Source organism: Vibrio sp. 10N.286.52.F8 (assembly GCF_041468745.1).
GTDB classification, from domain to species: Bacteria; Pseudomonadota; Gammaproteobacteria; order Enterobacterales; family Vibrionaceae; genus Vibrio; species Vibrio crassostreae_C.
Genome location: NZ_JBFRJF010000010.1, coordinates 198,423 through 219,760 on the forward strand (window position 1 = coordinate 198,423; position 21,338 = coordinate 219,760).

The window sequence follows — 21,338 nt, forward strand, 5'->3', positions numbered from 1 at the left end:
AATGTATAACCGCCAACCTCTAATTCATTGAATTTTAATAAGATAATTATAGATAGTTAGATTTGAGACATCACAGAGGAGTTGAGCATTTATTTTACTAAAAGTTAATGCAATGACTTCCAGTTTGATTACAATAGGTCTGTAGAATAAAGAGGTGCATTGCTTTTTTACTAAATACCAATTTCAAAGCAGCGCAATGTTCCAATAACAGGAAGTGAGTATGGCAACGTTAAAAGATATCGCGACTGAAGCGAATGTATCATTGGCTACAGTTTCAAGGGTTCTCAATGAAGATCCAACATTAAGCGTCAAGGAAGAGACCAAAAGGCGTATCTTTGAAATTGCAGAGAAGTTGGAATACAAAACCAGCAGCTCACGAAAAACCGTTAGCAGTAAAAAACAAAACCATCACTTCCTAGCACTGTATAACTACAAGCAAGAAGCGGAAGTTAACGACCCTTACTATCTATCGATTCGCCACGGGATTGAAACCCAATGTGAAAAGATGGAAGTTAAGCTAACCAACTGTTATGAAAGTAAAATACAGATCAATTCAGCACCAATCACAGGTGTTTTGTTGGTGGGTAGAATGACACCAGAGGTTATCGAGCAAGCTAAAAAGCTGAGCGATAATATCTGTTATGTCGATTTTACCGATCACTCAGAACCTTATGACTCTGTCGATATCGACCTGGCTTTGATCAGCAAAGAGATCACCAACTTCTTTATCAACCAAGGCTATGAGCGCATCGGCTTTATTGGTGGCCAAGACGACGTCAATACCCCTGATATTCGTGAAGTCGCTTTTGCTGAATATGGTGGCCTCAAGAACGTTGTCAGTGAGCAAGACATCTACCGTGGTGACTTCTCTAGCTCATCAGGTTACAAGCTTGCAAAACAGATGCTCGCGACGGGCGACTACCCTAAAGCCATGTTTATTGCGTCAGATTCCATCGCAATTGGCGTTTTACGAGCAGTTCATGAGCACGGATTAAACATCCCTGAAGATATTGCGCTGATCAGTGTAAACGACATCCCAACAGCTAAATTTACCTTCCCATCTTTATCAACTGTTCGTATTCACTCTGAATTGATGGGAATTCAAGGCGTTAATCTGCTGATTGAGAAAGTACGCGACGGCCGAACCATCCCACTACGTGTCTATGTACCAAGCAAACTCAAGCTGCGCGATACAACAAAATAATTAAATATATCAAGTAGATAAATAAAGGCTACCTTTGTTGAAGGTGGCCTTTTTTGTGCCCGTCACATACATCAATCTCCACGTATCCCCCTCTTTAATCTGCTACATAAATCAGCCAATAGCATTCTTTTAAGTGGATCACACAGCACCGTAAAAAGACCATAAAAAACGTGATGAAGTTAAAGTAAAACGTTTTCACCATTTTCATTTAGTAAAACTTTTACTAATAATTACCTCAATCCAAAAATACTCGTATTCACTACGACCCAATTACGCATAAGAACGTCGGTCAGCAAACTGCATTCAGACCGAGAGAGAGGCAACGTGAACAACTGGGAAAACTTCCTGAACTTACATGAGAACCGTATGGCACCACGTGCTTACTTCTTCTCATACGCATCAGAAAAAACCGCTAAAACATTTCAACGTGAACTAAGCAGCCACTTCCAACTACTAAGTGGTCAATGGAATTTCAGCTACTTCACTAACCCGCTCTTGGTTCCTGAAGATTTTTACTCTCAAGAGATGAGCGATTGGGGCCACATTACGGTGCCAAATATGTGGCAGATGGAAGGCCACGGCGATCTTCAGTACACAGATGAAGGTTTCCCATTCCCAATTGATGTACCTTTCGTACCGTCAGATAACCCGACAGGCGCATACCAACGTTCGTTCTTCCTTGGCGACAGCTGGAACGAGAAACAAACCATTATTAAATTCGATGGCGTAGAGACCTACTTCGAAGTTTACGTAAATGGTGAGTACGTTGGTTTCAGCAAGGGCAGCCGCCTAACCGCTGAATTCGATATCTCTAGCCAGGTAAAAGCAGGCAACAACCTACTTTCTATTCGCGTGATGCAGTGGGCAGACTCCACCTACATTGAAGACCAAGACATGTGGTGGACAGGCGGCATCTTCCGTGATGTTTACCTTGTTGGTAAAGAACAACTTCACGTTCAAGACCTAATGGTTCGTACTGATTTTGACAACGCTTACCAAAGCGCGACCCTTTCGTGCAACGTTGCTCTAGAAAACCTAGCAGCAGCGACTAACGCAACTCTTGAGTACGCATTGCTTGATGGCAGCCAAGTTATCTCCCAAGGCTCAGTAGATAACTTAACTGTTCCTAACCAACAGACTGGCGGCAATGCGAACACTCAATTCTCTATCGATGTCGTGAACCCTGTTCAATGGAATGCTGAAAACCCATACCTTTACCAACTGTTGCTGACGCTAAAAGACACAGACGGCGAAGTGCTAGAAGTGATTCCACAGCGCGTTGGTTTCCGAGACATTAAAGTTCGCGATGGTCTGTTCTACATCAACAACAAATACGTGATGCTGCATGGTGTAAACCGTCACGACAACGACCACCTGAAAGGTCGTGCTGTGGGCATGGATCGCGTTGAGAAAGACTTGGTGTTGATGAAGCAACACAACATCAACTCAGTACGTACTGCGCACTACCCGAATGACCCACGTTTCTACGAACTGTGTGACATCTACGGCCTGTTCGTGATGGGTGAAACCGATGTCGAAACTCACGGCTTTGCTAACGTTGGCGACCTAAGCCGCATCACTAACGATGCAGCATGGGAAGCGGTGTTTGTTGAACGTATCGAACGTCATATCCACGCTCAAAAGAACCACCCTTCTATCATCATGTGGTCTTTAGGTAACGAATCAGGCTACGGCTGCAATATCCGCTCTATGTACGATGCGGCAAAAGCGATTGATGACACCCGCTTAGTTCACTATGAAGAAGACCGCGATGCTGAAGTGGTCGACATCATTTCAACCATGTACTCACGTGCTCAACTGATGAATGCCTTCGGTGAATTCCCACACGAAAAACCACGCATTATCTGTGAATACGCACACGCAATGGGTAATGGCCCAGGTGGCTTAACCGAATACCAAAACGTGTTCTACAAGCACGATGCAATTCAAGGTCACTACGTTTGGGAATGGTGTGACCACGGCATTCTAGCGCGTGATGAAGCGGGTACTGAGTTCTATAAGTACGGCGGTGACTACGGTGACTACCCGAACAACTACAACTTCTGCATGGACGGTTTGATCTACCCAGACCAAACACCGGGGCCAGGCTTAAAAGAGTACAAGCAGGTTATCGCACCAGTGAAGATCCGTGACTTCAATGCTGAAGACGGCACCTTCACAGTAGACAACAAACTTTGGTTCTCAAACATCGATGACTACACCATCACTGCGGAAATCCGTGCTGAAGGTGAAACCATTGCTGTGCAACACATCAAGATTGAAGAACTGGCAGAAAACTCGAGCCATGAACTGACACTTAACTTGCCACAACTTGATGAGCGCGAAGTGTTTGTGAACTTTACCGTGCGCAAGGATTCTCGTACGCCTTACAGCGAAGCGAACCACGACATCGCGGTGTATCAATTCCAAGTGAAAGAGAACACAGCACAGCTAGAAGCCTTCACTAACAACAATGCGACAGCACTGAATGTGGAAGAGTCTCGTTTAGCTTACCTAATCAAAGGCCACAACTTCGCACTGAACTTCTCGAAAGTGAACGGCAAGCTGACGTCATGGTTGGTCAATGGCGAAGAGATGATTAAGTCAGAACCACGAATCAACTTCTTCAAGCCAATGATCGATAACCATAAACAAGAGCACGATGGTTACTGGGAGCCTGCACACTTGCAAATTATGCAGGAGCACTTCCGTAGCATTGACCTTGAATGCGTTAACGTTGAACAGGTAAATGGCAAGGTAGAGATCACCACCACCAGCATCATTGCTCCACCAGTATTCGATTTCGGCATGCGTTGTGAATATCGCTACCAAGTTAATGCTGAAGGCCAATTGAACGTTGAGCTAAGCGGCGAACGTTACGGTGAGTACCCTCATGTAATTCCTGTGATTGGTTTTGATATGGGCATCAACGGCGACTTCGACCAAGTCCAATATTACGGACGCGGCCCTGAAGAGAACTACCAAGACAGCAAGCAAGCCAACATGATTGATGTGTACCAATCAACCGTTGCAGACATGTTCGAGAACTACCCGTTCCCACAGAACAACGGCAACCGCCAACACGTTCGTTGGGCTGCGCTTTCAAGCCGCGCGGGTAATGGTATTGCAGTAAAACCACAGCAAGAAATCAACTTCAGCGCATGGTTCTACACCAACCAAAACCTGCATCAAGCACAGCACACCATTGAACTAGAGAAGAGTGGCTACATCACCCTAAATCTAGACCACCAAGTGATGGGCTTAGGCTCAAACTCTTGGGGCAGCGAAGTGTTGGATTCTTACCGCGTGTACATGGACGAGTTCCGCTACGGCTTAACTCTGATTCCATTCAAAGCAGGCGATTGCGACGCACAACACCTAGTCAATCACAACTTTGGTGACGAGTTCTTCACGGCAAATACGCCAACAACTCAACCACAACAGAACGAGGCATAAGCGATGATCGTTTTAGACAACCTAGAGCAATTTAAAGTCGTTTACCGCGACGGTCGTAAATGGCAACGCTGTGTAGAAGCGATTGAAAACATCGGAAACATCAAAGATGGCGTGATGTACTCCATTGGTGACTCACTGGCTTACATGATTGAAGACGGCGTGGCTCATAACACAGAAAACTTCACCGGTAACCGCCGTTACTTTGATGTGCACTACTACTTGGAAGGTCGTGAAACGGTTGAGTTCGCTGATAAGTCTCAACTTGAACAGACCCAAGCTTACAGCGATGAAACCGACCGTGAACACCTAATGGGGAACGGTGAAACTCGTGAGTTAGTTGAAGGCCAAGTGGCAATCTTTGATAACAGCAAAGCCTACCGCTTTCACGGTGACAAACGAGTTCGCAAAGTGGTGCTGAAAGTGACCATTGAAGACGGCTACTTCCTTAATAAGTAAGTAACGGAAGCTAAATAAGTAACCGACATTAAGCTACCGAAGCCAAACAGCTGAAAGTAGTAACCACAAGATCTATTCACAGTGTGACTGAGGCTTGCCGTTCAAGACTCAGCCACACTGCAAACGCCTTTATGCTTCTTCCCTACAAGGAAGCTTAAAGATATAACGACTATAATTACGTGACCCTTGGAGGACACTATGTCTGAATCTGTACGCGGTAAGTTAGGCAAATTTGCCCTACTCTCCATGACATTTGCAGCGGTATTTAACGTTCGCAACATTGTAAACAACAACATCGAATTGGGATTGAGTTCCGCTCCTATCTTTTTGCTTGCGACCCTTATTTACTTCATTCCGTTCGTATTCATTATTGCTGAATTCGTATCAGCAAATAAAAATTCCGAGTCAGGCATGTACGACTGGCTTAAAAAACCGCTAGGCTCAAAAGCAGCCTACCTAGGTTCGTTCCTATACTGGTTCGTAAACCTTTTCTGGTTTGTATCCCTGCTACCAAACGTAATCGCCTATGCGTCTTACGCGATGTTGGGCTATGAATACGCCTTCTCGCCAGTCGTCACATCGGCTATCTCGATTGCTCTATTTGCGGCAGCAACTCACATCTCAACTAAAGGCGCGAGCTGGCTAGGTAAGATTGCCGAGATCGTGGCATACGGTGTATTTGCTCTGTTCGCGATTTACGTTATCGGTGCACTTATGGCGCTAGGCGGTAATCACGAACCGGTTGAACCAATCACGCTAGAAGCGATGACACCAACCATCAACTGGGCAACGCTAGGTATTATGTGTTGGATCTTCCAAGCAGCTGGCGGTGCAGAAACCGCAGCCGCTTACCTAAACGATGTTAAGGGCGGTCACAAGTCTTTCATCAAGGTTATCATTGGTGCAGGTATCGCAATCGGCGCAATGTACGCAGTTGGCTCTCTACTTGTTAACGTATTCGTTGCTCGTGATGAACTGACCTACGCTGGCGGCATGGTTGAAATCTTCACAGGTATGGCGAACTACTTCGACATTTCACAATCTCTAACGGGTCGCTTCGTCGGTATTATCCTATTCGTTGCTATGTTCGGTTCGATGATGATGTGGACAGCAGCTCCAGTAAAAATTCACTTCTCTGAAATTCCTAAAGGTGTTTACGGCGAGAAGACAACAGAGCTTAACGAACACGGTGTGCCAGTACGTGCAGCTTGGTGGCAGTTCGCGTTTGTATTCGTGATGCTTGTGGTGAACGGCTTCGGCTCTGAATCTGTACAAGACATGATGAATACAGCAATCAATCTAACAGCAGGTACCGCAATGCTACCGCCAATCTTCATCATGGTGGCCTACTTTGTATTCCGCTTGAAACACGACGACACACCGCGTGATTTCCGCATGGGTACTCGAGTTCAAGGTATGGCAGTGGTATCGGTACTGATTGGTATCTTCATTGTGAGCATGACAGCATCGGCATTCCCGACAGGTGTTGACCTTGTTCAAGCCTTCTTCATCAACGTCTTCATGACAGCGGTATTCTCTGGTATTGCATGGTGGTGGATCTCTCGCTTTGAAAAGAAGCAAGCAGGTAAAGAAGCAAAGCTAGAAACCGCTAAGCAATCGTAGCACTCTGCATCCCCCCAACTTTAAAAGCGCCTAACAAGGCGCTTTTTTTGTTTTAAATCAGACAATTAAAATCAATCCCGAGAAATAAAAACGGCGTTCCGTCAAGGTTTCAGTTCACGAAAAACACCAATTAATAGGTAATAAAACTCGAATAAAAACCAAGGTAAAATATTAACTAAATTTATTTACTCAAGGTCACATATTTGATCAATTTCGATTAACTTCCCGCCGCTTAATCTTTAATCTTCTTGCTGAAGAGACAAACTGATTCATATAAAAAAAGTGGCAAAAAACCCCTACAAGCCCTATAAATCGTCGCTCATGAAACAAGCAATCTCTTCAATGAACTTCTTAATCTTTAACTCTTTATTTTGGTAATAACTTTACTGAAACACCAGAGAGAAAAAGCCCAAAGAAGTCCGATCGTAAATCTATAAAAACAACAATGAGCCAACCCTGACAAAACAAAGCGGGTGTTTGCCAAACCAACATAACAATAAAAGTGCGGCCTAGAGCTTCCCTCTCTAGGACCAAGTTATAACGATCATCAACGTGATTCACCGGAGAACATCATGTCCGAAAATAAACGCAGTACGATAGGCAAATTTGCCCTACTGTCTATGACCTTCGCGGCGGTATACAGCTTCAATAACATCATTAATAACAACATCGAGATCGGCCTTTCCTCGGCTCCGATGTTCTTTCTAGCAACCATCTTTTACTTTGTGCCATTTTGTTTGATCGTTGCAGAGTTTGTGTCACTGAATAAAGACTCTGAAGCGGGTGTTTACTCTTGGGTTAAAAGCTCTCTAGGCGGCCGCTGGGCGTTTATTTCAGCTTACACCTACTGGTTTGTTAACCTGTTCTTCTTCACCTCTCTGCTCCCTAGAATCATCGCTTACGCGTCGTATGCGTTCTTAGGTTTTGAGTACATATTCACGCCAATGACCACCGCAATTCTAAGTACTATTTTGTTTGCGGTCGCGACTCATATCTCGAATAACGGTGCGAAATTATTGGGCCCTATCACCTCACTAACATCATCACTGATGCTGCTGCTAACGATGTCTTACATCTTGCTATCTGGCGGTGCTTTGGTAGGCGGTATCGAGCCAGCTGACCCAATCACCATTGAAGCCATGACACCAAGCTTCAACTGGGCATTCCTTGGCGTAATCACTTGGATCTTCATGGCGGCAGGCGGTGCAGAATCGGTCGCGGTTTACGTTAACGACATCAAAGGCGGTCACAAGTCTTTCGTTAAAGTCATCATCATTGCCGGTATCTTCATCGGTGCGCTTTACTCGGTAGGATCTGTGTTAGCAAACGTGTTTGTTTCGCGTGAAGAGCTTAAATTCACAGGCGGCTCAGTTCAGGTATTTGAAGGGCTAGCAAGACACTTTGGCCTGTCTGAAATCTTGATGAACCGTTTCGTTGGTGTGGTTTCATTCACGGCGATGCTGGGCTCTCTGCTGATGTGGACGGCAACACCCGTTAAGATTTTCTTCTCTGAAATCCCTAAAGGTATCTTCGGTGAGAAAACGGTCGCTCTAAACAAACAAGGCGTTCCAGAGCGTGCGGCTTGGATTCAGTTCTTGATTGTGATTCCACTGATGTTCATTCCGACACTGGCGTCCGATACGGTTCAAGATCTGATGAGTACCATTATCAACATGACAGCTGCAGCATCGATGTTGCCACCGCTATTCATCATGATCGCGTACCTTAATTTACGTTTGAAGTTGGATCACTTACCTCGTGATTTCAGAATGGGCTCACGTATGACAGGCATTACCGTGGTCTCGATTCTGATCGGCATTTTCACTGTTGGCTTCTTTGCGTCAACCTTCCCAACAGGTGCTGACATCATGACCATCATCTTCTACAACGTGGGCGGGATTGTTATCTTCCTTGGCTACGCGTGGTGGAAGTACGGAAAATATGAAAAAAGCTTATCTCCAGAAGAGAAAAAACTAGAAGCAAAACCTGAACCGGCGAACGCTTAGTTTACCCTGCACTCTGATTTAAACTTCAGGCACTCACATTTGGTGAGTGCCTTTTTATTTGTCGGTACATTTCCACTAACCATCTCGATTAAATCAAAGCCATTCAAGAATCAAAACATTCGAACCAACAATCTAACCACCCATCAAACAATTCACCTCCCGAATACTTACAACCCTAGCCATACCTCTGCAAATTCAACTGAAAGTCAAAATAAAAACAAAGTAAATATTTACTAAAAATAGATCACACTTTTAAACTTAATTAATTTTAAACATCAAAATTATCATTAATATTGGTTTTGCGATCGTAAGTAACCTGACCAATACGCCTTGAAGAGCACCCCATATTAGAAGTCAGAACTGCTTGCGAACCTTCATTTATAACCCCGACACAGAAGTGATTAAAATGAAAAGTAGTTTTACTAAAAACACTCTTATTACAAGCTGTATTCTTGCTGCCTTAAGTACCACTGCCCACGCGGAAGAGTCCGCAGCAAACCACAGTGATACTCAGCCTCCTCAGACAGAAACTGAAACCCTATTTAACTTTTATGGTGAGCTTGGCCTTGGTGGTCACGTGGCACTCGAAGGTGATGATAAAGGCCGCTACGCAGACGGTACTTACATTGAAGCTGGCTTGGCTATCGAGCACGGTAATTGGTTTGGTCTTGCTTATATGGAGGGCTGGACAGTACAAGCCGATGACGAAGGCAATGCTTGGGCAACGGGCCACGGCTGGGGCGGTTTTGAAGGTGGTTTCAACCGCTTTTACGCTGGCTACCGCACAGATAACAAAACAGAATTCATGATTGGTCGTATGGACTCTTCATTAGATGACGTTCAATGGTGGGGTGACCCTACGGTTGAATACGGCTACGCGATCTCAAACACGCGAGACGTGCACCTTGGTGTGAAGATTCAAAACCTAGAAGGCAAGCTTCGCTACAGCGTTTCTTTCGCGCCAGAGTCTGACTTCTCGGAAGACGATGCTCTTGTTCACTTCGGTAAATACGACAGCTTCGCAGACCAATGGAAAGATAAGCACGCCATGGTCAATGGTTACCTTCAATACGATCTGACCGACGACTTAACCCTAATGGGTGGTGGTGAAGTTCGTAACAACGATGGTGGTGAACTATTGCTATTGGGTGCTGAGTACAAAAACTTCGCCACTCGTGTTTGGCACGATACAGATAAAGGCAACCAAGAGTCTTTCGGTAGCGAGTCTGGTATTCAAACCAGTGCATGGTACGAAGCGGCACAAGGCGTTTACCTATCTGCAGCCTACAACTACGCAAACTTTGACGGTGACAATGGCGACAAAGAAATCACCTCTTACATCAATGCTGGCGTTTGGTATGAATACGGCAACGGCGCGTTTGCGACTGCTTTCGATAGCCGCTTTGGCGTAGGCAGCGACACTGAAATCGGCGACGCTCAGGTGTTCGCAATGCAATACTTCTACTGGTAATAACAGGAATTGATCATGAAACTGAATAAATCATTCGCAGCTCTCGCTATCGGTGCAGCCCTTGTCGTTACTGGTTGTGCTTCAAACTCAATCTCTGGCTCAGGCTCTGACACAGAGCAACTGCAAGCCAACGAATTTAAGAACGTTATCGACCGTACTGGCTCACCTGAATACATGCGTGACTACGACTTCGATGACCACCAACGCTTTAACCCATTCTTCGACCTAGGTGCATGGCACGGTCATCTGCTGCCAGACAGTGCAGAAGGCATGGGCGGATTCCCAGGTACAGCACTGCTTACCGAAGAATATATCAACTTCATGGCTGATAACTTCGACCGCCTAAGCGTGTTCAAAGACGGCAAAAAAGTGGCTTTCACTATGGAAGCTTATAGCCTACCGGGCGCATTGGTTCAGACGCTAAAATCTGACGATGTGACCGTAGAAATGACGATGCGTTTTGCTTCAAACCGTACCTCTCTGCTAGAAACAAAAATCACTACCGACTCACCGGTTGAATTAGTGTGGGATGGTGAACTGCTAGAAAAGACGCACGCCAAAGAAGGCGTGGCACAAACCGACAAAACAATCGCTGAAACTTACCCTGAGTATGACCGTCAAATCGTCGCAACCGACGATGGCCTAAAGGTGACCTTCGGTAAGGTTCGTTCGACATGGGATCTACTGACTTCTGGTGAGTCTGAATACCAAGTTCACAAGTCGATTCCAACGAAAACCACGGTTGATGGTTTAGCGTTTACTTCAACGGCAAACATTGAAGCATCGACGACTATCTACACCACATACTCGCATGTTCTAACGGCAGAAGAAGCGCAAGCGGAACAGCCTGAAATCAAAAAGATCATGGCAAACCCTACCGACTTCTTAGCCGCATCAGCAGAACGTTGGGAAGGCTATCTTGAGATGGGTTTAACCAACCCGAACGCGACACCAGAGCAAGAGCGTGTTGCGGTTAAAGCGATGGAAACCCTAAACGGTAACTGGCGTGGCGCTGCAGGTGCGATGGAGTTTGACTCTGTGACACCATCCGTGACGGCGCGTTGGTTCTCGGGCAACCAAACTTGGCCTTGGGACACATGGAAGCAAGCCTACGCAATGGCTCACTTCAACCCAGATGTAGCGAAAGATAACATCCGCGCGATGTTTGCCTACCAAATTCAAGCTGACGATCCTGTTCGCCCTTGGGATGAAGGTTACGTGCCAGATCTATTGGCTTACAACCTAAGCCCAGAACGTGGCGGCGACGGCGGTAACTGGAACGAACGTAATACCAAACCAAGCCTAGCTGCATGGGCCGTGATGGAAGTCTACAAGACCACCAGCGATGAAGCTTGGCTAGAAGAGATGTATCCAAAGCTAGTGGCTTACCACGACTGGTGGCTACGCAACCGTGATAACAACGGCAACGGTGTTCCAGAATACGGCGCAGCACGCGACAAAGCACACAACACACCTGAAGGTGAAATGTACTTCACCGTGGTTCGTGGCGATAAACACGAAACAGTCGTAGGCCAAGCTGAACTGGATAAAGTGGTAGCCGAAGGCAACTACGATTACATCGAGAGCCCAGCTCAAACCGCTGCGTCTTGGGAATCAGGTCGTGATGATGCAGCAGCCTTCGGTTTCATCGATAAAGACCAGCTAGACGCGTACGTTGCTAACGGTGGCAAGCGCAGTGATTGGGATGTTGAATTCGCTCAAAACCGCGCTGAAGACGGCACTTTGCTTGGCTATTCATTGCTGCAAGAGTCCGTTGACCAAGCAAGCTACATGTACAGCGATAACAAGTACCTAGCAGAAATGGCTGACATTCTAGGTAAAGACGCAAAAGCGAAAGAGTTCCGTGAAAAAGCAGAGCACCTATCGAACTACATCAACACCTGTATGTTCGACGAAGGCACTAACTTCTTCTATGACATTCGTATTGAAGACAAGCCTTTAGCCAATGGCTGCGCAGGCAAACCGATTGTCGAGCGTGGTAAAGGCCCTGAGGGTTGGTCACCACTGTTCAACGGTGCAGCAACACAAGCTCACGCTGATGCCGTGGTCTCTGTGATGAAAGATACCTCAGAGTTCAACACCTACGTTCCACTGGGCACAGCAGCGCTTTCTAGCCCAGCATTTGGCCCAGATATTTACTGGCGTGGACGTGTATGGGTAGACCAGTTCTACTTCGGCCTAAAAGGCATGGACAGCTACGGCTACCGTGACGATGCGATTGAAATGGCAGGCGCATTCTTCGACCACGCCGATGGCTTGGTACAAGACGGTCCTATCCGTGAGAACTACAACCCGCTAAACGGTGAACAACAAGGTGCTCCAAACTTCTCTTGGAGTGCTGCCCACCTATACATGTTATACAACGATTTCTTTACTGACGCAGAGTAAGTAAAAACCTATACCTGTCTTCTGAAATTCAATGAAAATCTAACCTCATAAATTTCAGACTTTGGCACTCAGTTTCTCGCTGAGTGCCTTTTTTATATCTGAAGTAACGTAAGCGAAAAACAAGCACTTAGACCATTTGGTCTACCATGATCCTTTTACTCTGTTCGTTGTACTCAGCTAACACAGGCAAGCTTTTACTCACAAAAAGCAAAGAGTGCTCTTGCTATGAAATCCCATTCAAAAATTTCATCACCCTCACTGAAATATTGAATTCTGAAGACTTATTCGAATTTTATTTATCCTTATTAGCCTTCCGGACATTAATTTGATAGTCGTTTACTAAATAATAGCTAAACTATAGTGTCGCCTACCCCTTTTTTGAGAAAACCTAAATGCCTAATGCTGATTCCACCCTAAACAAACGTATGGGAATCGTTGCGCTCACCTGGCCAATTTTTATCGAAGTTCTTTTAAGAACCGCACTCAACACCAGTGATGTATTCATGTTATCGGGATACTCGGACAAAGCCGTGTCTGCCGTTGGTGTTATTTCTCAGATATCCTTTTTCCTGATCATTGTCTCGACCATGGTCAGCAGTGGTACGGGTATTCTAATCGCGCAATACAATGGTGCTTCCCGCACTCAAGAGAGCGCTCACGTGGGTGTAGCAAGTATCATTCTGGCCATTATTGCCGGTGTGCTACTGAGTGTGATTGCCGTTCTTGTTGCTGAATATTTTATCCCGCTTTATCAACTCGAACCTCAAGTCGAACAGTACGCGCAAGAATACCTGTTCATCAGTGGTGCTCTCACCTTCAATGTAACCATAGGTGTGGTTCTCACCACTATTTTGCGCAGTCATGGCTATTCAAAGTCACCGATGGTGATCAATATGATTGCAGGTGTCATCAACGTATTCGGTAACTACTGTGCCTTATATCAACCTTTTGGTTTGCCTGTATACGGCGTGCAAGGGGTTGCGACCGCGACCGTCATTAGCCAAGTAATCGGAATGTTGATCTTGATTGGTGTGGTCAGAAGCAAAGGGATTTATCTACCAGTGAAGCAGTTTAAATCTGTGCCGAAAGCCATCTATCAAAAAATCATGAAGATCGGCTCGATGAACGCTGGAGAAGTGCTCTCTTATAACATGGCTCAGATCAGCATTACCTTCTTTGTAGTGCAGATGGGTACGTCTTCACTGGCTGCGTTTACTTACGCACAAAACATCGCTCGCCTCTCTTTTGCGTTTGCACTGGCAATTGGTCAAGGCAGCCAAATCCAAACAGGCTATTACATTGGTAAGGGTTGGATCGACGAGATTACCAAGCGCGTGCAACGTTACTTTGTGGTTGGCTTTATCGCGTCAACCGCGATCACCTGCATGGTGTATGTGTTCCGTTTCGAAATTCTCGATCTGTTCACGCAAGATCCAGAGATCATTGCGCTAACGGCGGCACTGATTGCAGGTTCCATCATTCTTGAAGCTGGACGAGTATTTAACCTTATCTTTATCTCTTGTCTAAAGGCTGCTGGCGACATTAAATTCCCGATCAAAATGGGCATTGTCAGCATGTGGGGCATTGGGGTTGCCATGAGCTATTTGCTTGGCGTGCATTGGGGTTATGGCGTATTGGGTGCTTGGATGGCAATCGCGATGGACGAGTGGTTCCGTGGAATCATCATGGCCTATCGCTGGCGAGCTAAGAAATGGACTCGATTCTCTTTTTAGGTTGTTGATACGTCGAAATTTATCTCGACCAAAAGAAAAAAGCGCTAGGGGGAGCTAGCGCTTTTAAGACCAACTAAGTCCGTTTAGCCTGGTAGATTTTTAAGCTATATCATGAGGATATAACCAATTTTTTTACTTAGGTAAATCAAAAAGCCTATTCTTTACGACTGCTTTAAGTCGTAAATTAAGTATAGTCGGGTTCTTATAATAAACCGGATTTTTCTAAAATTAATTCATATGAATTTGACGATTAACCGACACAATAAACTATTCGGAAATCACAGATGAGATCGCATTAGTAATCAGCTTTCTAAGTAGTTTATTTTTATCATCTAAATGCTTTGCCTTTCTATAAACAAGCTGGATATCAAAATCTGGAACATCAATTGGTGGCTTCACAGCTAGTAAGGTTTCTTCACTATCCATATCCTTGCGCGCGACTAGCTTGGGGACAATACACAATAGTTCTCTGCCACGAATGAGTCGTTTAACAGTTAAAAAGTTACTGGAAGATATCGCGACTTTCCGGCTTAAACCGAGTTCACCTAAACGAGTGTCCACTCCCGTCTTTAAAGCCCCTGCAGGGGAAACAAGCGCGTGCTCGACAGCAACAAATTGTTCTAGCGACATCGGCTCCTCAATGGATAGAACCGATTGATCAAGTAAACAAACATGTCGCTCCGTATACAAATGCTTTGTTCGATATTGCTTTGGTACCTCACCAAAGCTGCCTATCGTCATATCAAGCTTGGCATCGTCAAAGACTTGCTGGTAGTTACTCCGGTTTACATTGAACAACGCTACTTGGGAATAAGGAGAGGATTGCTTAATCAGGTCAAACAATATTGGAGCGAACATCTGCTCGGCATAATCAGTGAGACCAATCTTCCAAGTCCCTTTATAAGTCTCTGCATCAAACGATTTAGATAACAGAACTTCAGACTGGATGGTATTCAGTAGCGCGTCCACGGTACTTGATAGTTCAATGGCTCGGTCGGTTGCCTCCATCTTGCTACCCACCCGCTCAAACAAAGGGTCATCAAACAACTTTCGTAGCCTTTGTAAGCTATGGCTCATCGCAGATTGGCTGACATAACAACGCTCAGCCGCTTTACTTACACTGTTCGTTTTGTATAACGCTTGCAGAGCTATCAATAAGTTAAGATCGATACCTTTCCAGTTAAAATCAGCCATCCAGAAGAACCTATTTCATTAATAGTTATAATTAAAACAATTAATTTGAATCATAGTGCAAGTCACCATAAATTACGCTAAACATTTATCTGGAATCGATCATGCTTTCAATTTTTAAAACATTTTTCTGGCTTGGCTGGATTAGCTTTGGTGGGCCAGCTGCGCACATTGGCTACTTCCGTAAAACCTTTGTTGAGAAACTGAATTGGTTATCCGACGAAGAGTACGGGCAAATTGTCGCCCTCAGTCAATTTCTGCCGGGTCCAGGCTCAAGTCAGGTTGGCTTCACGGTTGGTTACAAAAAAGGTGGCTTAACCGGTGCGATTGCCGCATTTGTAGGCTTCACCTCCCCTTCTGTCATCCTAATGTTGATATTGGCCTTAGTGAGCAATCAGTTGTTGGAAGCACCGCTTTTCATTTCTATCATCCACGGACTTAAGCTACTCGCGGTCGTGGTTGTGGCTGACGCCACTTTCGGCATGTACAAAAACTTTTGCCAATCAAAGATAGCAACAGCACTGTGTGTGATCACCGCGATTGTTCTGCTTTTAATTCCTGGGATCTGGCCTCAGGTATTAGTTCTATTGTTTGCTGCTATGGTTGGCAGTAAGTTCTTAACCTCACACGAATTAAAAACAGTACCTTCGACGCACAAGATATCGTTAACACCACTCGTGATTTTCGTTGCTTTACTGGTTGGTCTGCCTCTATTCAGTGCATACTCTCAAGGTATTGAAGTATTTGGTCTGTTCTATCAAGCTGGCAGCTTAGTATTCGGTGGCGGTCATGTGGTACTTCCATTGTTGCAGAATGGTATTAGTGACCAACTATCCCAAGATGCGTTCCTAACGGGCTATGCTGCAGCACAGGCTGTACCTGGTCCTATGTTTACCTTAGCGACATACCTAGGCTATGTATTAATGCCATCGGCACCGATCACAGGCGCACTACTCGCAACGATTGCTGTGTTCTTACCGGGCTTCTTATTGCTACTCGGTATATTGAAAAACTGGCAGGCGATTGCAAGCAAACCTTTGGTGGCAGGCGCTCTTACTGGTGTGAATGCGGCGGTTGTCGGTTTATTGTTGGCAGCGCTATATCAACCGATCTTCACAAGCGCAGTAAGCAGCGGCATAGACTTCGCTCTGATCATTGTTGGTGTGTGGTTATTGAAAACAATTAAGATGCCGATTGTAGGTTTAGTGGGTACCTTTATCGCCGCTGGTGCGATGCTTAACTATTTATAATTAAGCACTTAGATACCCAACTTTAGATACTAAACTGAGTTACAAATAATAGCCCCTGATCAGGAAACTCATCAGGGGCTATCTTATTTAGAATGACTTAACTTGATAGGGCGTTATATCGGGGTGCTGGCTTTCATTTCCCTTACCTCTGCCAACGCTCTATTTAGGTTCTCATTAGCAATTTTGTAGTAAGACGGCTTTTTATCGATCGCTTGTTGAAGATAAGGAATCGCTTCATCAGGTCGACCTTGGAGAATTAAAAAATACCCGACATTATTCAACGCTTCGGGAGCATCCATATGACGCATAAAAACGTTGATCGCCTTTTTCACATCGCCGGAAGCTAAGTAAATAAGGGCAAGGTTATTCTGAGCTTTCTCATTGTTAGGCTCAATCTCTAACGCCGAACGAGTGTATTGATACGCTTCTTTGTAGTTGCCATACATGTAATGGGAGTAGCCCATGTTCAACAAGGCTTTTACTGAGGTTTTATCGATAGTGAGCGACTTTTTAAAATACTCTTGAGCTATTTGATGCTTACCTTCAACATCCTCCAATACCCCAATTCCCATATAAGCGAGTGCTGGCGACATGCTATCCACCTTCAAGCCAGCAACTTCACTTTGGCTTAACGCTTGGTAATTTTTAGTCGTTTCACTGCTTTTCAAGCGAACTTGGTCTGAATTAATCGCTTTAAAGAAATAACTCCGTCCTTCATCTGTACGACGTTGTTTGGTGTATAGAACGCCTAACTGCTCCAAAACTTCAGTGTGAGCGGGGTTAAAATCTAGCGCTGCAAGGTAAGCTTTCTCGGCCAACGCATAGTTACCGCGAGACGAATGTATTTGGCCAATAGTGAACAGAGTTTTATCGTGAAACTCTTTTTCAGGGAAAGACAAAGAGCGTATGTATTCATACAACGCCAAGTCTATATTGTTGTCTCGCAGAGCAATGTCACCGCGCATAATTGCTTCTTTTTCATTTAGCGGTGGATCATCACTAGTCAAACTATCGATTGGTTTACCCGAATACAATTCGGCATCAAATTGGTTGGTTGGTTCGTCAGAAGATGCACAACCAAGTAGCAAAATGGGCAATAGTAGTAGAAGAAACTTATTGTATAACATCATAAACTTGCTCCCGGCGCACTTAATGCGTCCATTACGATCAAGAGTCCAGGGCCAAGTGCAACAATGAAAAAACAAGGCCAAATAAATATCAACATGGGGAATAACATTTTAGTCGGTATTTTCGCCGCGATTTCTTCAGCGGCTTGCTGACGCTTATCTCTAAAATCTTCAGTATAGTCACGGAGCGTTTGCGCTAAACTTCCGCCCATTCTCGATGCATGAGAAAGCAAAGAAACCAAGCCTTCCAATTCAACTAAACCAGTTCGTTCGATAAGCTGCCTAAGCGCATCAGGCATAGTGACGCCCGCTTGAATTTTAGCAAACACAGTCTCTAGTTCATCCGCAAGTTCAGGCTGAGAGATATAAAGCTCTGATGCAACACGTCCAAGAGCTGCATTAAAGCCAAGCCCTGATTCAGTACATACAACAAGAAGATCAAGCGCATCAGGGACGCCGTTTCTGATTTTTTTCTGACGCTCTTTTTGCAGCTTACTTAGAATAATATTAGGTGTGAATGTGCCAAGAAAAACACAGGTCATGATGAGTAATTTATTATACTCTCCGCCTAACGCTATGTAATAAACCATAAAGCCCGCGACGATACCTATTAAGCTAGATAAAACCTTCAACGCATAGAAAACCGATAACGAGCTCTTCTCATGAAACCCTGCATGCATCAACTTTTCTGAGTAAGTTTCATTATCTTTTTTATTACCTTTACTTATAAAAGGGCTTAATGATTCTAACGTATTCGAGAAGTCGTATGGTTTTCTGCCGGTAGGTGCCCCATCTTCTGATATCTGTCTCAGTTTTTTGTCCAAGGGAGAACGAGCTCCTAAAAAAAGAAATCCAAGCGTTAGCGTTAACAAGACTGTTGTAAGCAAAATCATCGAATAGATAACCATCTGAGAGCTAACTCCAAAGTCTGCTAACATCTGCTTCCAAACTTCAATATTTAATAATTCCATAGGTTATATCTCTATGCTGATGATCTTTTTAATCCACAAGGCTCCGATAGCCAAAAGAACAATACCGACACTCACCATGGATAGGCCGCGGGGATCTTTATAGAGTGGCTCGATATACTCAGGACTAGCGACCCTTAATGCGAAAAACAAACCAAAAGGAGATAACGTTAAGATCCATGCTGATAAACGACTTTCAGCAGAGAGCGTTCTGACTTTCCTTTCCAGTTTAAAACGTGCTCTAAGTACTTCAGATACCTTTTGCAGATTCTCAGAGAGGTTACCCCCAGTCTCTTTTTGCAACATTACAGCACTAGAAAATGCCAACATTGAGACGGTTGGTACTCGTTCTGTCATTTGTAGAATCGCCAAACGTAAGTCATAACCATAATTAAGCAGGTTATAGGTATTTTTAAATTCAACACCGATTGGATCTGGAAGTTCTTCGCCAACCTCGTTAAATGATTGAACGAGGGGTTGTCCTGCTTGTAATGCACGTCGAATAATATCTAAAGCCTCAGGAAGCTGTTCTTCAAATCGAGCCATTCGGTAGGTCACTCGATTTTGCACAAATAGATAGGCGATAACCCAAACAAAAATGAATGCCGCGACAGTAAGGAACCATACTTGGTTGGTCATTATCGATATCAACGTGAGTGACACACCACAAAGAGAAACAATAAGTAAGAACCGGCTTAACGTCACTTTCATACCGGCAAGTTCCAACATTTTTTTCAAGCCAGCGAAGAAAGGAATAACGATGAGCTTACGATCCAGCGGAGAAAGCTCTTTGTTATAGTGTTCCTTAAGTAATGACAAACTCTCTGCATCGATATTACGCTGCGTTTCTTTTAAGCGGCGAGACAACTCTTTATGTTTCGCTTTCTTACCGGCAGCAGGTAATAACAACGCCTGTGAAATAAAAAGTACTGCGATAAATAATAGGGCTAATGAAACGCTTACATTGTCCATATTCCCTCCTTAACCTTTGGTCTCACTAAAGAGCTCGAAAGGCAAATCGAGTCCACGTTTGACTAACTGGTCATGGTATTGAGGCACAACCCCCGTTGCTGTGAAATAACCGATAATATTGCCGCTTTCATCAATACCTTTACGCTGAAAACGGAATATTTCAGACATCGTAATCACTTCACCTTCCATGCCGTTGATCTCTTGGATACTCACCATACGACGCTTACCATCTTCTTGTCGTTCCATTTGAACAACAAGGTGGATAGCCGAAGCTATTTGAGCTCGTAAGTTTTTGGTTGATATGTTCCACCCAGCCATCGAGAACATGTTTTCGACACGACTCAAGGCATCACGAGGGGTATTCGCATGAATGGTAGCAAGTGAGCCGTCATGGCCCGTGTTCATCGCAGCTAGCATATCAACCGCTTCGCTACCACGAACCTCACCAACCACGATTCGGTCGGGGCGCATACGCAGGGTATTTTTTACGAGCTCTCGCTGGCTGATTTCGCCTTTACCTTCTAGGTTTGCAGGGCGAGTTTCTAAACGAATGACATGAGGTTGTTGAAGTTGTAATTCCGCCGAGTCTTCTATGGTAATAATTCGTTGATCACGTGGAATAAAGCCAGAGAATATGTTTAACGTGGTGGTTTTTCCTGAACCTGTACCACCTGAAATCAATATATTGAGCTCGCCTTTTACTGCAGCCTCCACAAATTTAGCCATCTGAGGCGAGACTGAGTCGTAACCAATTAAGTTATCCATGGTCAGACGATCGACAGCAAAACGACGGATCGAAACGGAAGGGCCATCGAGTGCGAGAGGCGGGATAATCGCATTAACACGGGAACCATCAACTAAGCGGGCATCTACCATAGGTGATGCTTCATCGATACGACGACCAACCTGACTGACGATACGGTCAATAATGTTTCTTAAATGGCGATCATCAAGAAAAGTATAGGGCGTTTTTTCGAGTTTACCCCGTCGCTCCACATAAACACTTTTAGGGCCGTTGACCAATATATCCGATACAGTTTGATCAGCTAATAAGGGCTCCAACGGACCAAGACCAAAAACTTCATCTTCTATCTGTTTGATGACCCGCTTACGACCTTCTGCGCTGAGTGCATGACTACCATCATCAGCCATCAACTGAACGATAGCTTCATGCAAATCTAGCTTGGCGCGCTCTTTCTCCAAGCTAGAAAGTAACCCTAAGTCTAACGTTTCAAGCAACTGCTTGTGAAAGAAGTGTTTGATTGATAATTCTTGCTCCAGTACTTTTCGAGCTTCATCGATCGCTTTCTCCTTTTCAACGCTCGCTTCTGTCCGAGAGTGACTGGACGTCTCAACACTTGATAAACGTTCAACAGGATTGGCATCTTCTGAATCATGCGAAATCTGTTCTACTTTTTTTTCAAACTCTGGATTTACATTTTTTCGTTTAAAGAACATCACAATCCCTCGTG

14 protein-coding genes are annotated in these 21,338 nt (G+C 44.7%); 9 read left to right on the top strand and 5 right to left on the bottom strand.

All coding sequences use genetic code 11. From position 1 onward, the window contains the following. Positions 1-220: 220 nt before the first annotated feature. The 8 genes from ebgR (at position 221) to AB4133_RS05055 (ending at position 14,358) form a co-directional block, all read left to right on the top strand. Positions 221-1,204 carry a transcriptional regulator EbgR gene (ebgR, locus tag AB4133_RS05020; protein WP_017069515.1) on the top strand — a complete coding sequence of 328 codons (984 nt, stop codon included), beginning with the start codon at positions 221-223 and terminating at the stop codon, positions 1,202-1,204. A gap of 324 nt (positions 1,205-1,528) precedes the next feature. Next, on the top strand, positions 1,529-4,660 hold the full coding sequence (gene ebgA / locus AB4133_RS05025) for a beta-galactosidase subunit alpha (RefSeq protein WP_372224033.1): 3,132 nt from the start codon (positions 1,529-1,531) through the stop codon (positions 4,658-4,660). Positions 4,661-4,663: 3 nt separating this feature from the next. Continuing rightward, positions 4,664-5,116 (top strand): beta-galactosidase subunit beta, encoded by a 453-nt coding sequence (locus tag AB4133_RS05030; protein WP_372224034.1) that lies wholly within the window; start codon positions 4,664-4,666, stop codon positions 5,114-5,116. Positions 5,117-5,314: 198 nt separating this feature from the next. Beyond that, positions 5,315-6,739, top strand: a complete 1,425-nt coding sequence (locus AB4133_RS05035; protein ID WP_017063320.1) for an amino acid permease — start codon at positions 5,315-5,317, stop codon at positions 6,737-6,739. Between the two features lie 572 nt (positions 6,740-7,311). Further along, positions 7,312-8,745, top strand: coding sequence for an amino acid permease (locus AB4133_RS05040; protein WP_017069519.1), 1,434 nt, complete (start codon positions 7,312-7,314; stop codon positions 8,743-8,745). 406 nt (positions 8,746-9,151) lie between these two features. Next, on the top strand, positions 9,152-10,216 hold the full coding sequence (gene ygjJ, locus AB4133_RS05045) for a protein YgjJ (protein ID WP_372224035.1): 1,065 nt from the start codon (positions 9,152-9,154) through the stop codon (positions 10,214-10,216). Between the two features lie 15 nt (positions 10,217-10,231). Further along, the gene (gene ygjK, locus AB4133_RS05050) at positions 10,232-12,625 is read left to right on the top strand and encodes an alpha-glucosidase (protein WP_372224036.1); all 2,394 of its coding nucleotides are present in this window, start codon (positions 10,232-10,234) and stop codon (positions 12,623-12,625) included. Between the two features lie 392 nt (positions 12,626-13,017). Continuing rightward, positions 13,018-14,358 (top strand): MATE family efflux transporter, encoded by a 1,341-nt coding sequence (locus AB4133_RS05055; protein WP_372224037.1) that lies wholly within the window; start codon positions 13,018-13,020, stop codon positions 14,356-14,358. A gap of 267 nt (positions 14,359-14,625) precedes the next feature. Here AB4133_RS05055 and AB4133_RS05060 read toward each other — a convergent pair whose 3' ends face one another. After that, positions 14,626-15,552, bottom strand: a complete 927-nt coding sequence (locus tag AB4133_RS05060; protein WP_372106436.1) for a LysR family transcriptional regulator — start codon at positions 15,550-15,552, stop codon at positions 14,626-14,628. A gap of 101 nt (positions 15,553-15,653) precedes the next feature. Here AB4133_RS05060 and chrA point away from each other — a divergent pair, with 101 nt between their 5' ends. Continuing rightward, entirely contained in the window at positions 15,654-16,799 is a 1,146-nt protein-coding gene (gene chrA, locus AB4133_RS05065) for a chromate efflux transporter (RefSeq protein ID WP_372224038.1), read from the top strand. Positions 16,800-16,912: 113 nt separating this feature from the next. On the opposite strand, the gene AB4133_RS05070 is transcribed toward chrA, so the two are convergent. From AB4133_RS05070 to AB4133_RS05085, 4 genes are read right to left on the bottom strand one after another with little or no spacing between them, the layout of a single operon-like run. Further along, positions 16,913-17,929, bottom strand: coding sequence for a tetratricopeptide repeat protein (locus tag AB4133_RS05070; RefSeq protein WP_372125721.1), 1,017 nt, complete (start codon positions 17,927-17,929; stop codon positions 16,913-16,915). Continuing rightward, positions 17,926-18,897, bottom strand: coding sequence for a type II secretion system F family protein (locus tag AB4133_RS05075; RefSeq protein WP_102498635.1), 972 nt, complete (start codon positions 18,895-18,897; stop codon positions 17,926-17,928). Before AB4133_RS05075 ends, AB4133_RS05070 begins: the two co-directional genes overlap by 4 nt. A 3-nt stretch (positions 18,898-18,900) precedes the next feature. Continuing rightward, entirely contained in the window at positions 18,901-19,866 is a 966-nt protein-coding gene (locus tag AB4133_RS05080; RefSeq protein ID WP_372224039.1) for a type II secretion system F family protein, read from the bottom strand. A gap of 9 nt (positions 19,867-19,875) precedes the next feature. Continuing rightward, complete coding sequence (locus AB4133_RS05085) at positions 19,876-21,324, bottom strand: CpaF family protein (protein ID WP_372224040.1); 1,449 nt, start codon at positions 21,322-21,324, stop codon at positions 19,876-19,878. Between the last annotated feature and the right edge of the window lie 14 nt (positions 21,325-21,338).

Bases quoted from the DNA above. Each gene is read 5' to 3' on its own strand.
- ebgR (WP_017069515.1), top strand. From the start codon at position 221: ATGGCAACGTTAAAAGATATCGCGACTGAAGCGAATGTATCATTGGCT.
- AB4133_RS05030 (WP_372224034.1), top strand. From the start codon at position 4,664: ATGATCGTTTTAGACAACCTAGAGCAATTTAAAGTCGTTTACCGCGAC.
- AB4133_RS05035 (WP_017063320.1), top strand. From the start codon at position 5,315: ATGTCTGAATCTGTACGCGGTAAGTTAGGCAAATTTGCCCTACTCTCC.
- AB4133_RS05040 (WP_017069519.1), top strand. From the start codon at position 7,312: ATGTCCGAAAATAAACGCAGTACGATAGGCAAATTTGCCCTACTGTCT.
- ygjJ (WP_372224035.1), top strand. From the start codon at position 9,152: ATGAAAAGTAGTTTTACTAAAAACACTCTTATTACAAGCTGTATTCTT.
- ygjK (WP_372224036.1), top strand. From the start codon at position 10,232: ATGAAACTGAATAAATCATTCGCAGCTCTCGCTATCGGTGCAGCCCTT.
- AB4133_RS05055 (WP_372224037.1), top strand. From the start codon at position 13,018: ATGCCTAATGCTGATTCCACCCTAAACAAACGTATGGGAATCGTTGCG.
- AB4133_RS05060 (WP_372106436.1), bottom strand. From the start codon at position 15,552: ATGGCTGATTTTAACTGGAAAGGTATCGATCTTAACTTATTGATAGCT.
- chrA (WP_372224038.1), top strand. From the start codon at position 15,654: ATGCTTTCAATTTTTAAAACATTTTTCTGGCTTGGCTGGATTAGCTTT.
- AB4133_RS05070 (WP_372125721.1), bottom strand. From the start codon at position 17,929: ATGATGTTATACAATAAGTTTCTTCTACTACTATTGCCCATTTTGCTA.
- AB4133_RS05075 (WP_102498635.1), bottom strand. From the start codon at position 18,897: ATGGAATTATTAAATATTGAAGTTTGGAAGCAGATGTTAGCAGACTTT.
- AB4133_RS05080 (WP_372224039.1), bottom strand. From the start codon at position 19,866: ATGGACAATGTAAGCGTTTCATTAGCCCTATTATTTATCGCAGTACTT.
- AB4133_RS05085 (WP_372224040.1), bottom strand. From the start codon at position 21,324: ATGTTCTTTAAACGAAAAAATGTAAATCCAGAGTTTGAAAAAAAAGTA.